This is a genomic window from Nocardia sp. JCM 38205 (genome assembly GCF_058222935.1).
In genome coordinates, this window is the sequence record NZ_JBYHFL010000003.1 from 265,812 (window position 1) to 279,449 (window position 13,638).

Genomic DNA, 13,638 nt, shown 5'->3' on the forward strand with positions numbered 1-13,638 from the left:
GGCCGGGCTGATCGGCGTCGAAGGGTTGCCCGCATACTGCGCGGGCCTTCGTTCCAGCGATATCCACGCCGCATTCGGCCGGAGCCGACGCGCGATGCGCTGAAGGCCCGCGCCGGCGTCTGGAATGCTGAGCGCGTGCGTATCGCAGTACTCGGCCCCCTCACCGCACACACCGATGACGGGGAGCCGATCGCTATCGGTGGTCTGCGGTTGCGCATGCTGTTGGCGCGGTTGGCGCTGGAGGGTGGGCGCACGGTGTCCGTCGATGGCCTGATCGACGGACTGTGGGGCGCCGAGCCGCCGGTCGATGCGGCGGGTGCGTTGCAGGCGTTGGTCTCCCGGTTGCGCAGGGCCATGCCGGATCCGGCGGTGGTCGAGTTGGCGGCGGGTGGATACCGGTTGCGCGTGCGGGCCGAGGACGTCGATGCGTTCCGCTTCGAGGAATCGCTCGGCCGGGGCAGGCGCGAACTGGCGACGGGCAAACCCGAGGCCGCCGCCGACACGCTGGCCGCCGCGCTCGCACTGTGGCGCGGTCCGGCCCTGGCCGACCTGTCCGCCGCACCGTTCGCCGAGCTCGCCGCGAGCAGGCTGCACGAGCTGCGCGCCGCCGCCGAGGAGGAACACTTCGACGCGCAGTTGCGGGCAGGCAGGGTAGGCGAGATTCTCGCCGATCTCGAATCCGCCGGTGCGCGAAGGCCATTGAGTGAACGGCTGGCCGCATTGCGGATCCGCGCCTTGGCCGCGAGTGGGCGGCAATCCGACGCGCTGGCGGTCTACGAGCGGACTCGGGAATCGCTCGCCGCGGAATTGGGTGTCGATCCTTCGGCCGAATTGCAGCAGACCCATCTGGCGCTGCTGCGCGGTGAATTACCCAGGCCTGTCACCGGATCGGGGCGCGCGGCGAGCCGGATGCCGTTGCGGCTCACCAGCTTTGTCGGCCGGGACCGAGACCTGGAACGGCTCGCGCTGCGCCTGGCCGATGCCCGGCTGATCACGCTGGTCGGGCCGGGCGGTGCGGGCAAGACCCGGCTGGCGGTCGAGGGAGTGGCGCGACACCGCGCGGGCGAACGCGGTCGGGTGTGGTTCGTGTCGCTGGCCGGTGCCGCCGACGCCGATCAGGTGATCGAGGCGCTGCTCGGCGCGCTCGGACCCCATGAGGTGCGCCCGCCCGAGGGCGGCCCGTCCACGCCGACGGCGCGGGTGATCGCATCGCTCGACGTGGGCGAAGCGATTGTGGTGCTGGACAATTGCGAACACGTGCTCGACGCCGTCGCCGAGCTCGTCGACCGGCTGCTGGCCGCCCTGCCGGATCTGCGGATCGTCGCCACCAGCCGCGAAGCGCTCGCCCTCACCGGTGAATCGCTGCTTTATCTCGGGCCGCTGGGTGTGCCGGGAGACGCGGTGGACGTGCTGGATCCCGCCGCGCTGGCTGCGGTGCCGTCGGTGCGGCTGTTCGTCGATCGCGCTGTTGCGGTGCGCAGCGAATTCGCCCTGGATGCGACCACCGCCGGTGCGGTCGCCGAGATCTGTCGCCGCCTCGACGGGCTCCCGCTGGCCCTGGAGCTGGCGGCCGCCACCTTGCGCTCGATGAATATCCAGCAGCTCGCGCATCGTCTCGACGACCGGTTCCGCGTGCTCGAAGCGGGCAGCCGGACCGCGCTGCCGCATCAGCGCACCCTGCTCGCGCTGGTGGAGTGGAGCTGGGAATTGCTGAGCGAACCCGAGCGAATCCTGGCCCGCAGGCTGGCCGTGTTCCCGGGCGGTGCCACGCTGGCGGCGTTGGAGGCGGTATGCGCCGATGCGCGGTTGCCTGCTGCGAAGGTCTTCGGCACCGTGCGTGCGCTGGTGGAGAAGTCGATGGTGCAGCTGTCCGATGACAGCGATCCGCGCTATCGCATGCTGGAGACGATCCGCGCGTACGCGATCGAGCAGTTCGACCGCTCCGGCGACGATATCGCCGACGCGTTCGTCGCGTACCACCTCGAACTGGCCGCAACGCACGAACCCGTGCTCCGCTCCCGCGGTCAGCTCGAAGCCATCGCCCGCTTCGACGCCGAGCACGACAACCTGCTCGCGGCGCTACGCACCGCTCTCGACGGCGCCGATGCCGAGCGGGCGGCCGATTTCGTCGCAGTGATGTTCTGGTACTGGGGAATTCGCGGGATGAGCACCCATTTCGATTCCCATCTGGAAAGGCTGCGGCAGCGAGAACCGGAACTGCCCGAGCGCACCGCTGCCGCATTCGCGCTGATCCGGCTGTTCGCGGGCACCCCGGTCCACCGCGACCTGCCGGTCCTGGACCTGATCGCGAAAGCCGAAGCGGCCGGAGCACTCGAGTTCCATCCCGCGGTGCTGCTGCTCGCGCCGCGGTTGGCGTACGCGGCGGGCGACCCGGCCCTCGGTGACCGGCTGCTGGCGCGGGCTTCGTCCGCGCCGGATCCATGGGTGCGCGCGAATGCCCATTCGGCCCGGGCAGAACTTCATCCGGACCGGCGTACGGTCCAGGCCGGCGATGTTCGTGGCCACGTGGGCGAGGGGCTCACCGCTGCCGAGTCACGCGCGGCGGCGCTGGCGGAATTCGCATCGGTCGGTGACCGCTGGGGCCTGGGCATGGCCCTGCTCGCCATCGGCCAGGAGCATTCCCTGCGCGGACGCAGCGCCGAGGCCATCTCCGCCTTCGAACGCGGTGTGGCGCTGAGCGCGGAACTGAATGCCGCCGACCTCTTCCACTGCCGGGCCGCCCTCATCACCGAACGCATGCGCTCCGGCGATCTACCCGGCGCCTGGCGCGATCTCGAGGTGGCCCGCAGGCAGGCCGATGAGCTGGGCGACCGCCGCGCCGCGGCCGAAATTCTGTTCAGCGTCGCGGAATGGCATCGCCGCTGCGGTGATCCGGCCGCCGCCGACGCCGCTGTGGATCGCCTGGAGCCCCTGACCGATCGCCTCCAGCTCCCCGCAGCCGTCGCGGCAGGCCTTGTGGCCCGAGCCCGCATGGCCAACCGGCTCGTGGCCGGCGACCCGGCCGGCGCCCGGGGCTTCTGGCAGCAGGCCCTGTCGGCCTGCCTGGCTTGGGGAACCACCGCCGCCGCAGCCGAGGCCGCCGAACTACTCGCGCACTTGCGCGCCGCCGAGAACGCGCCCGAATCCGCCGCCACCGCGCTCGGCATGAGCGAATCCATCCGAGGCGAATTCGACGCGGGCGAGCCCCTCCTGGCCACCCTCATCGCCGGCTTGATCGCCGAACTCGGCGAGAGCGCCTTCCACCAGGCCTACCGGCGAGGCGCCGAGATGTCGCGCGATGAAGCCACCGCGCAATTGGGTTGACGCGATCCGGGGCGGCGGCGGACCGGCCGAATTCTGCGCGCCTGCTCTCGGCAGCTCGATCACGCATGACGCGGGCCCGGCTCCCGGGCCGGCAGCGACTGACACCGGCCGGCTCACATTCGGCGCGCCCAGCCCGGCGCGCCCAGACCGGCGCGCCCAGCCCGGCGCGCCCAGACCGGCGCGCCCAGCCCGGCGCGCCCAGACCGGCGCGCCCAGACCGGCGCGCCCAGACCGGCGCGCCCAGACCGGCGCGCCCAGACCGGCGCGCCCAGACCGGCGCGCACAGACCGGCGCCCGGCCGACGAGCGCCGATCAGACCGCCGAACGCACCTCGCGCAGCTTCGGTGGCGGTCGCGGAAACGGCAGCTCCGGTGGCAGGTGCCGATCACTCGGCAGACGATGGAGGCGCCGGTTCGAGTACCGATACCGCTCGGTCCTGCGCTCGGCTGCGTGCCTGCTCGATCTCGTTGATGTGGTTCTCCGTCCATCGACGCAGCGCCGTGATGGGTTCGGCCAGGCTGCGCCCGAGCGGCGTGAGGTCGTACTCGACTCGGGGCGGGATGGTGGGGTGGACGGTGCGCGTGATGAAACCGTCGCCTTCGAGGCTGCGCAGGGTCTGGGTGAGCATCTTCTGGGAGACGCCCTCGATGCGTCGGCTCAGGTCGGTGTAGCGCATGGTGCCCTCGAGGAGGGCGTCCACGACGAGGATCGTCCACTTGCCTGCGATGTGATCCAGCACCTGGCGGGTGGGGCATTTCGCCGAGAAGACGTCGGCCGGCAGCCCGGAGGACTCCACAATGGTCGCCATGAAAGGAGAGTAACGCACTAATTAGTGCCCTCTTCCCAATGGCGAGTCACTCTCCAATAGTGAGTGGCATGCACACCATGTCTGTTGCCGAAGCCATCCGCACTCGCCGTACCGTTCGCCACTACCGTCCCGAGGCGGTCCCCGCGGCCGCGCTCGACGCACTCCTCGCTCTCGCCATCGAGGCACCCACCAGCTGGAATCTCCAGGACCGGTCCATCGTCGCCGTCACCAGTGCCGAAGGCCGTGCGGGGCTGACCTGGGCCACCGGTGGCCAACCACAGCCACAGGAGGCCCCGCTCATGCTGGTCTTCGTCGCCGAGCCGCTGTCCTGGCGCGAGGACCACAGCGACGTCTATGAGCAGGCTCGCCGCAATGGCGCGTGGAACGACGAGTTCGTCACGATGTTCTCCGCGGCATCGCAAGCCTTCCAGGCCGACCTCGAGGAGCGTGGCCTGCTGCGCGAGTACGCGATCAAGGACGCGATGATCGCGGCCAGCTATGTGATGCTCGCGGCGACGGAGATGGGATTCGCCACGTCACCGATGAACGGCTGGGACGAGGCCGCGGTGAAGAAGGTGATCGGCATCGACGACCGTGACGATCTGGCCATCGCCCTACTGATGTCCATCGGTTATCCGGCGGAGGAGCGGCGCCATCCTGGCCGTCGGGCTCGGGAACGCAATGTGTTCCACGAGTCGTACGGATCGCCGGGCGACCACCGGCGCTGACGAGCCCTCAGGCCGCCCTGGCGGCTCGGCGTCGCCGGGTGCCCACCAGTCGGGCCACCAGGTAGATCAGGAACGACAGTCCCGTCACGAAGGTGGACACCGGGACGCCGGGCGCCAGCGAGAGCAGGATGCCGCCGACGGCCGCGATTTCGGCGAACACCACCGTCAGCAGGGTGGCGCGAGCCGGACTCGCGGTGAGTTGCGCGGCGGCGGCCGCTGGAGTGATCAGCAGGGCCAGAACCAGCAGCGCCCCGACGATCTGGACGCCGAAGGCCGCCGTGATGCCGAGTAGCACCGCGAACACGATCGACAGCGCACGCACCGGCACTCCGCGCGCCACCGCGACTTCGGGGTCGGAGCTGGCGAACAGCAAGGGCCGGTAGACGAACGCCAGGACAGCGAGCACGCCGACGGTGCAGAACGCGAGCAGCCCGAGCCCGCTGTTGCCGACACTGACCACCTGCCCGGTCAGCAGCGAGAACTTCGAACCGGCACGGTCGGGGCCCAGCCAGAGGAACAGCACCGAGAGCCCGAGGCCGAACGAGAGCACCACCGCGATCACCGAATCACGTTCGCGCGCTTTCGTTCCCAATACACCGAACAGCACGGCCGCCACCACTGACCCGGCGATGGCGCCGAGCCCGACACCGATACCGGCCAGCAGCGCCGCCGCCGCACCGGTCAGCGACAGCTCGCTGGTGCCGTGCACGGCGAACGACATCTGCCTGCTGATGATCAACGGCCCGATCACCCCGGCCAGCAGTCCGAGCAGCGCGGCGGCGATCACCGCCTGCTGCACGAAGTCGTAGGACAGCAGATGCGCGGTGGTGGAGAAGTCGAACATCTTCGCTAGCACGTCGGCGAGCTTGTCGTTCACGCACGCGCCTCACTATCGCGCGGGGCCGGGTGCGGCGTGCCGGGATCGCCGTGGCAGTGCGCGCCCGCGGCGCCGAGCGCGTCCATGGTGTCGCCGGTACCGACGACCACCAGCCTGCCGCGCACCCGCAGCACATCCACCTCGGTCTGATACAGCTCGGACAGCACCTCGGAGGTCATCACCTCGTCCGGGGTGCCGATCCGGAACTTGCCGTCCACCAGGTAGAGCACCCGGTCGACCAGCGGCAGGATCGGGTTGATCTCGTGGGTCACGAACAGCACGGCGGTGTCGTGGATGCGGCGGCGCCGGTCGATCAGCTCCGACACCAGCCGCTGGTTCGCCAGGTCCAGGCTCAGCAGCGGTTCGTCACACAGCAGTACGCGTGGATCGCCGACCAGGGCCTGCGCCACTCGCAGCCGCTGCTGCTCGCCGCCGGACATGCTCTCCAACGGCGCGTCCGCGAACGCCTGCGCGCCCACATCGGCCACGGCCGCGGCGACCTTGCGCTTACGTTCGCGGCGCGTGCGCCAGCCGAGCCCCCACCGATGCCCGTCCACCCCGAGCCCGACCAGATCGGTGCCACGCAACTGCACCCCGGCATCGATGGTCTTCTGCTGCGGGATGTAGCCGATATCCGGATGCCCCGCCCGCGCGGGAACCCCGGCGATCTCGGCGCTGCCGGAGCTCAAGCCGAGTTGTCCGAGCAGCACTTTCAGCAGCGAGGTCTTACCCGATCCGTTCGGCCCGAGGATCGCGATGAATTCGCCGGGCGCCACCTCCAGATCGAGCCCCTGCCACAGTGTCCGATCGCCGAACGACAGCCGTGCCGAATCGAGCTTGATCGCCGGCGTGGCCGGGGCGGTGCGTTCCGGCGGTGCGGCCACGGGCGCGGACCGGTCGACCGGCGCCGTGGTCCCGCCCGGTACCGCGGTCTCGACCGGCGAACCGGCCACTTCCGGTTCGCCGGTGTCCACCAGCTCGGCCCGCTCGACCCGACGTTCGGCGCGCATATCAGTCCAGTGCCGAGGCGATGGCGCGGGCGTTGTCGGTCTGCCAGGTGACGTAGTCGACCCCGGCGGGCAGCGTTTCGGTCACCTCGATCACCGGGATACCGGCCGCCTCGGCCTGGGCGCGTAGTTCCTTGCTGGTGTTGTCCTCGGTCTGCACGTTGTAGACCATGGCGCGCACCTGCTTGCCGGTGATCAGATCGCGAGTGGCCGCCACGGCGGCCGGGGCCGGATCGGTTTCCTGCTCGATCGCCTCTTGGTACTCGTGTGGTGTCACGTCCTTGGCGCCGGCGTCGAGCAGCAGGTAGTGCGCGAGCGGTTCGGTCTGCACGATCGGGGCGCCGGGGTCCGACGTGCGCGCCGGCGTGGTGTAGGAGCGGACGCCGTTGAGGCTGTCCTTGAAGGCTGCCGCGCGGTCGGTGTATCCGGTGGCATGGTCGGGGTCGATCTCCCCGAGGGCCTTCGCGATCTGGTCGGCGACCACCGCGACGGTGTCGATGTCGTACCAGACGTGCTCGTTCTCGTCGTCGCGGATGTCCTCGGCGCGCGAGGCGAAGGCGTCGACGGTGCGCTTGCCGGTGCCCTCGATGGCCTTCTCGATGAATTCGTCGTAGCCGCCGCCGTTGTAGACCACCAGATCGGCGTCGGTGATCGCGGCCGATTCGATGGCCGAGGTCTCATGCGAGTGCGGGTCGGCGGCGGGGTCGGTGATGATCGATTCGACTTCGGCGTCCGGCCCGGCAACGGTAGCCGCGATATTGCCCCAGACATTGGTCGAGGCGACCACCGACGGCTTTCCCGACGCGTCGTCGGAGCCGGTGCCGCAGGCCGTGAGGCTCAGCGCGGTCGCCAGACCCACCGCGACGGTTGCGAAGGTGGTGGCAGATCTGGTTCTCACGCGGGCTCCCGGAAAGCTTAATGGAAATCGTTTCCGTTTTACTTTATCAGGGCGTTTCTGCGGATACGAACCGAATCCGTGTGATCTGTGTTCCCCGGACGCGGATCGGCCCACGTCGGCGACCGGCGGGCAGCCTGCCGTCGACGTGGGCCGTGGTCCGGATCAGCTCACCAGCGCGTTCACCGGCTGGCTCAGCAGCTGAGCGCAGCGCAGCAGACCGAGATGGCTGTAGGCCTGCGGATGGTTGCCGAGGGAACGCTCGGCCACCGGGTCGTACTCCTCGCTGAGCAGCCCGGTCGGCCCGGCCACGTCCACCAGCTGGGCGAACAGCGCCTCGGCATCGGAGCGCTTGCCGATCAGCAGGTACGCCTCCACCAGCCAGGCCGCGCACAGATGGAACCCGCCCTCGCCGCCGGGCAGGCCGTCGTCGTGGTGGTAGCGGTACACGGTGGAACCGCTGCGCAGCTCCGCCTCGGTGGCGACGACGGTGGCCGCGAAACGCGGATCCGACGGATCGATCAGCCCGCTCAACCCGATGTGCAGGGTCGCGGCGTCCAGATCGGTGCCGTCGTAGGCGGCGGTGAACGACTGCACTTCCTCGTTCCAGCCCTTGGTCTTGACCTCGTCGGCGATCTGATCGCGCAGCGCGGCCCACTCCGGATGGATCGGGCGGTCGAACTTCTGCGCGAGGGTGAGCGCGCGGTCGATGGTGAGCCAGCCCATCACCTTGGAGTACACGTGGTGGCGCGGGTTGCCGCGGATCTCCCAGATGCCGTGGTCGGGCTCGTGCCAGCGCCGCTGCACCGCCGAGACCATGGCGTGCACCAGCTCCCAGTCCTGATCCGGCAGCGCCATCCGCGGATCGCCGACGCCCTGGGTTTCCCTTGCGTGCGCCAAGGTGGCGATCAGATCCACGATCGGGCCGAAGACGTCCAGCTGGACCTGCATGTTCGCCGCGTTGCCGACGCGCACCGGCCGAGATCCAGCATAGCCGGGCAGCTGATCGATGACGGCCTCGGGCGGCAGCGTCTCGCCGTAGAGCGTGTACAGCGGGTGCAGCCGCTCAGGGCCGGGCAGCGTCTCCAGCACCCGGTGCACCCAGCCGAGGAAGTCCTCGGCCTCACTCAGTGAACCCAGCGACACCAGCGCCGACGCGGTGAGCGCGGCGTCGCGCAGCCAGCAGTAGCGGTAATCCCAGTTGCGCACGCCGCCGATGTCCTCGGGCAGCGAGGTGGTGGCCGCGGCCAGGATCGAGCCGGACGGTGCGTGCACCAGCCCGCGCAGGGTCAGCGCGGAGCGCTTCATCAGATCCGGCTTCAGCGGCGGCAGGTCAAGCGAGGCCGCCCAGGAGGACCAGTAGGTCTCGGCGATCCGCCTGCGCTCGGGTTCCGGCGTCATGGCGGGCGCGAGATCCGGTGTGCCGCATCGCAGTTCCAGCACCACCGGGCCCTGCGACGGATCGACGACGGCGGTCGCGGAGCTGTGCACGCCGTCGCTCTGGATGGTCCATTCGACGCCGGGGGAGCGCAGCACCGTCGGATCGTTGGTGCCGCGCACCCGCAGCCCGTTCGGCTCGGCCTCGATGGTGACCGGCACCTGGCCGAATTCCGGACGCGGCGCGAAGGTCACCACGGCGCGCGTGTCGCCGGTGATCACGCGAGTCAGATCGGTGCGGTCGGGCGCCACGTCATGCGGCAGATAGTCGACCACTTGCAGCTTGGCCCAACGGGTTTCGACGGTCATGGTGCCGTCGATGTAGCGCTGCGACAGCGGCAGGCCCGGGCGTTCCGGCGCGATGCTGAAATGCCCGGCCTGCGGTCCGCCGAGCAGATGGGCGAACACCGCGGCCGAATCGGGTTCGGGATGGCAGAACCAGGTGACCGTCGCGTCGGGCGTCAGCAGCGCCACCGAGCGCGGGCTCGCCAGCATGCTCAGCCGCTCGATGCGGGGCGCGCTGGCGCCGGCCAGCCAGGTGCGGCGCTCCTCGAGCAGAAAGGCCAGCGCGCACGACACGGCCTCGGTATTGGGCACGCGGTACTTGGCCAGGCTCTCGCCCTCGCCGACCTTGATGCCGACGTCGGGACCGGACAACATCCGGAAGGCCTTCTCATCGGTGACGTCGTCGCCGAAGAACACCGCCGCCGACGCGCCCTCCTGATGCCGGATGGTGTCGAGCGCGCTGCCCTTATCGGTGGGGATGACGGCCAGCTCGATGACGGCCTTGCCCTCGGTGACCTGCACCCCGACCCAGCAGGCCGGGCCCTGGCGAACCTGATTGAGCGCGCGCCGCCCGATCTCCGGCCCGGCATTGCGCACGTGCAGCGCGATGCTGGCCGGCTTGGTCTCGACCGTCACGCCCGGATTCTCCGCGGCGATCTGATTCAGCGCGGTGGTCAGTTCTTGCAACAGCTGCTTGGCGTCGTTGTCGATGGCGTGCACGAAGCCGACATCGAACTCCGAGCCGTGGCTGCCGATCAGCTGCACCTCGACGGGCAGCCGCGACAGCGCCGCGAGATCACGCAGCGCCCGGCCGGAGATGACGGCGGCCGTGGTGCCGGACAGGCCGGCCAGCGCGCGTAACGCGCGGACCGACTCGCCGTGCGGGTACGCCTTGGCCGGATCGGACACGATGGGTGCGATAGTCCCGTCGTAATCCGATGCGACCAACAGGCGTGGGACCCGCGCGACCGTCGACAGGGCACGACGAAGTTCCAGTGGGAGATCCTGTGCGCTCACGCATCCAACCTTATGGATCGGAGGAGTTTTTCAGGGGGCGCGCATGACAATACTGGGTTGAATTCTCATCACCGACATGCGGCGATGCCCGTGTGCTGCCCGTGTGCCGCCTCTTTGCTCAGGAGTTGTTGCCGAGCAGCAGGTCGACGGTCAATTCCAGGCGTTCGGTGACGTCGGTCGCCGAGGCCCTGCGGGTGAGCCAGGCCACCAGGTTCGACAGCCACACGTCGCTGATGACGCGGGCGATGGCGAGCTGGCGTTCGGTGGGTTCGCCGTCGTTCATGGCACGGGCGAAGACCCGGTCCATCACCTTGCCCACGCGATCGACTTCGGCGGCGGCGGAGGCGTCGGCGAACATGAAGGCGCGGGTCATGGCCTCGGTGAGCAGCGGATCGCGCTGCATCATCCGGGTGATCTGGGTGAGCAGCAGGTGCATCCGTTCGCGCGGGGTCTGCCCGGCCAGCGGCTTGCGTTTGCCCTCGATCTGCTCGAATTCGCGCGAGAGCGCCGACACCAGCAGGTGCACCTTGGAGGGGAAGTAGCGGTACAGCGTGCCCACGGCGACGTCGGCGCGTTCGGCCACGGCGCGCATCTGCACCGCGTCGTATCCGCCCTTGGAGGCCAATGCCAGCGTCGCATCGAGGATGCGCTTGCGGCGTTCGCGCTGCGCGCTGGAGCTCAGCTCGTCCTCGCTGAGCGTGGTCACGGCGGCTCGGGTGCCCGCTGCGGGCGCCCCGTTCGAGTCGGCCGGCTGCGAACGGGAGGGGCTGGCCATCGGTGCTGGTCCTTTCGTGTCGGGCCGCGGCGGAGTGCGAGGCCCGCGTGGATTCGCGGGGCGTCACTCGCGCCGGACCCGCTCGGTCGGTGGGTCGTACGCGTTCGATCCTGTGGACGAAAGCATCGCTTGACTTCCGCCCGGCCAGGATATTAGAACATGTTCTAGGTGTGGGAGTCACGCCGGAAAGGCGGTATGTACTGTGACCATCGCCACCACTGACGAGCATAAAGCCGTTCAGGAGTCGATGAGCGGATGGGCTGCAGCGGTACGTCCGATTGCAACAATGCGGGACGATACGACCGGCTTCTGGCGCACGTACTGGGATCAGCTGACCGACCTCGGGATCTTCCGGGTGGCGGTCGACGAGCAGGCCGGCGGCGCGGGTGGATCGATCACCGATCTCGCCGTGCTGGTGGAGCAGGCCGCGCACGATCTGGTGGGCGGACCGGTGCTCACCACCGCGTTGGCCGGCGTGGTGACCGGCGGACGACTGGACGAACAGCAGCCGTGCGGAGTCGCACTCGACACCGTTGTCGAGTCGGCGAGCAGCTTATCGGCTGTGGATCGCCCGCGGCAGGGTGACGGCGGTGAGCTGGTGCTCAACGGGGTCTGGGAGACGGTGCTCGGCGCCGCGCCGGGCGCTGCGGTGCTGCTGCCGGTGCGGGTTGCCGACGGTTCGCGTTGGTGTCTGATTCCCGCCGAAGCCCCCGGTGTGACCATCGAGCCTCTGCCGGCATTGGATCCGAGCACCCCGCTGGCGCGGGTCCGCTGCGCCGAGGTCCAGGTGCCCGCCGCCGACGTGTTCGCCCCCGATTTCGCCGTCGAAGACCTGATCGTCGCGCTCACCACGGCCGAACTGGCCGGTGTCGCGGGCTGGTGCCTGGAGACCGCGGTCGAATACGCCAAGGTGCGTGAGCAATTCGGCAAGCCGATCGGCAGTTTCCAGGCCGTCAAGCACATCTGCGCGTGGATGCTGTGCCGCACCGAGCTGATCCGCTCGGTCGCCGCCGACGCCGCCGCGGCCGCCGACGACGCCCTCGCGAACCCCGCTGGCTCCGAACTGCCGATCGCCGCCGCCATCGCCGCCGCCATCTCCCTCGATGCCGCGGTCGAGACCGCCAAGGACTGCATCCAGGTGCTCGGCGGTATCGGCTTCACCTGGGAGCACGACGCGCACTTCTACCTGCGCCGCGCGACCGCGCTGCGGCAGCTGCTCGGCGGCGGCGGGTACTGGCGCGCGCGGGTGACCGAATTGACCAGGGCGGGTGCGCGCCGCACCACCGGCGCCGACCGCATCCTCGCCGACGCCGCCACCGAGACGGCATCGTCCGGCGAAGGCGTCGGCGCCGCGGTGGGTGTGGCGGCCGCCGTCGGCAACGCGGCCGCGGTCTCGCTCGAGCTCGGTGCGGCCGCGACCGGTGTGGCCGCCGAGGTCGCCGCGATCGCCGCACTGCCGGTCGATCAACAGCGCAAGGCCATGGTCGAGGCCGGCCTGGTCATGCCGCACTGGCCCGAGCCCTACGGCCGCGCCGCCGATCCGATGACGGGCCTGCTCATCTCGGAGGAACTCGCCCGCGCCGGATTGGAGACGCCGGACCTGGCGATCGGCGGCTGGGCCGTGCCGACCCTGTTGCAGCACGGCACCCCGGAGCAGATCGAGCGGTTCGTCTGGCCGACCCTGCACGGCGATGTCGTCTGGTGCCAGCTGTTCAGCGAGCCGGGCGCCGGTTCCGATCTGGCCGCGCTGCGCACCACCGCCACCAAGGTCGACGGCGGCTGGATGCTGCGCGGGCAGAAGGTGTGGACCTCGCTGGCCGACACCGCGAACTGGGGCATCTGCCTGGCCCGCACCGATCCGGCGGCGCCCAAGCACAAGGGCATCAGCTACTTCCTGGTCGATATGCGCAGCGCGGGCATCGAGATCCGTCCGCTGGTGCAGATCACCGGCGAGGCGAAGTTCAGCGAAGTCTTCCTCGATGACGTCTTCGTGCCAGACGAGTGCGTGGTGGGTGCGCTCGGCAACGGCTGGAAGATCTCCCGCTCCACGCTGTCCGCGGAGCGGATCGCCATGGGCGGCAAGGGGATCGGCCAGCTGCTCGAAGAGCTGGTCGGCAAGCTTCCCGCGACCGGCCCCGGTGCCGAGCTGATCAACGACCGGCTCGGCCGGTTCGTCGCCGACGCGACCGCCGGGCTGCTGCTGGAGCAGCGGGGTGCGGCGCTGATCCTGGCCGGCGCCGACGCGGGCCCGCAGAGCAGCGTGCGCAAGCTCGTCGGGGTGCGGCACCGGCAGGAGGTGGCCGAATTCGCCGTCGAGGTGGCGGGCCCGGCCGGCGCCCTCGACAACGAGGCGACCAAGGAGTTCCTGCTCACCCGCTGCCTGTCCATCGCCGGCGGCACCGAGCAGATCCTGCTGACCCTGGCCGGTGAGCGGATCCTCGGGCTGCCGAGGGATGGCAGCTGAATGCGCGAACAGGACACGGGG

General features: G+C 70.1%; 9 protein-coding genes. 3 read left to right on the top strand and 6 right to left on the bottom strand.

The genetic code is table 11. The features are described from left to right. The first annotated feature begins 135 nt into the window (after positions 1-135). Complete coding sequence (locus tag AC4HOU_RS12975) at positions 136-3,324, top strand: AfsR/SARP family transcriptional regulator (RefSeq protein WP_490724530.1); 3,189 nt, start codon at positions 136-138, stop codon at positions 3,322-3,324. Between the two features lie 385 nt (positions 3,325-3,709). Here the strand turns inward: AC4HOU_RS12975 and AC4HOU_RS12980 are convergent, their stop codons facing one another. Further along, positions 3,710-4,132, bottom strand: coding sequence for a winged helix-turn-helix transcriptional regulator (locus tag AC4HOU_RS12980; protein ID WP_195020519.1), 423 nt, complete (start codon positions 4,130-4,132; stop codon positions 3,710-3,712). A gap of 68 nt (positions 4,133-4,200) precedes the next feature. On the opposite strand from AC4HOU_RS12980, the gene AC4HOU_RS12985 reads away from it, so the two are divergent. Next, on the top strand, positions 4,201-4,860 hold the full coding sequence (locus tag AC4HOU_RS12985; protein ID WP_228815232.1) for a nitroreductase family protein: 660 nt from the start codon (positions 4,201-4,203) through the stop codon (positions 4,858-4,860). A gap of 7 nt (positions 4,861-4,867) precedes the next feature. Here AC4HOU_RS12985 and AC4HOU_RS12990 read toward each other — a convergent pair whose 3' ends face one another. The 5 genes from AC4HOU_RS12990 to kstR all read right to left on the bottom strand — a co-directional run bounded on the left by AC4HOU_RS12990 (position 4,868) and on the right by kstR (position 11,153). Next, positions 4,868-5,704 carry a metal ABC transporter permease gene (locus AC4HOU_RS12990; protein ID WP_178127857.1) on the bottom strand — a complete coding sequence of 279 codons (837 nt, stop codon included), beginning with the start codon at positions 5,702-5,704 and terminating at the stop codon, positions 4,868-4,870. 29 nt (positions 5,705-5,733) lie between these two features. After that, the gene (locus AC4HOU_RS12995; protein ID WP_490724531.1) at positions 5,734-6,747 is read right to left on the bottom strand and encodes a metal ABC transporter ATP-binding protein; all 1,014 of its coding nucleotides are present in this window, start codon (positions 6,745-6,747) and stop codon (positions 5,734-5,736) included. Between the two features lies 1 nt (position 6,748). Then, positions 6,749-7,642, bottom strand: coding sequence for a metal ABC transporter solute-binding protein, Zn/Mn family (locus AC4HOU_RS13000; RefSeq protein WP_280498790.1), 894 nt, complete (start codon positions 7,640-7,642; stop codon positions 6,749-6,751). A 162-nt stretch (positions 7,643-7,804) separates the two neighbouring features. After that, positions 7,805-10,378, bottom strand: coding sequence for a trehalose-phosphatase (gene otsB / locus AC4HOU_RS13005; RefSeq protein WP_163813610.1), 2,574 nt, complete (start codon positions 10,376-10,378; stop codon positions 7,805-7,807). A 118-nt stretch (positions 10,379-10,496) separates the two neighbouring features. Further along, positions 10,497-11,153 (bottom strand): cholesterol catabolism transcriptional regulator KstR, encoded by a 657-nt coding sequence (gene kstR, locus AC4HOU_RS13010; protein ID WP_175585883.1) that lies wholly within the window; start codon positions 11,151-11,153, stop codon positions 10,497-10,499. A 202-nt stretch (positions 11,154-11,355) separates the two neighbouring features. Here kstR and AC4HOU_RS13015 point away from each other — a divergent pair, with 202 nt between their 5' ends. Next, complete coding sequence (locus tag AC4HOU_RS13015) at positions 11,356-13,617, top strand: acyl-CoA dehydrogenase family protein (protein WP_490724532.1); 2,262 nt, start codon at positions 11,356-11,358, stop codon at positions 13,615-13,617. The last annotated feature ends 21 nt before the right edge of the window (positions 13,618-13,638 follow it).

Excerpts from the sequence above, each read along its gene's own strand:
- AC4HOU_RS12980 (WP_195020519.1), bottom strand. The coding sequence starts at position 4,132 with ATGGCGACCATTGTGGAGTCCTCCGGGCTGCCGGCCGACGTCTTCTCG.
- AC4HOU_RS12985 (WP_228815232.1), top strand. The coding sequence starts at position 4,201 with ATGCACACCATGTCTGTTGCCGAAGCCATCCGCACTCGCCGTACCGTT.
- AC4HOU_RS12990 (WP_178127857.1), bottom strand. The coding sequence starts at position 5,704 with ATGTTCGACTTCTCCACCACCGCGCATCTGCTGTCCTACGACTTCGTG.
- AC4HOU_RS12995 (WP_490724531.1), bottom strand. The coding sequence starts at position 6,747 with ATGCGCGCCGAACGTCGGGTCGAGCGGGCCGAGCTGGTGGACACCGGC.
- kstR (WP_175585883.1), bottom strand. The coding sequence starts at position 11,153 with ATGGCCAGCCCCTCCCGTTCGCAGCCGGCCGACTCGAACGGGGCGCCC.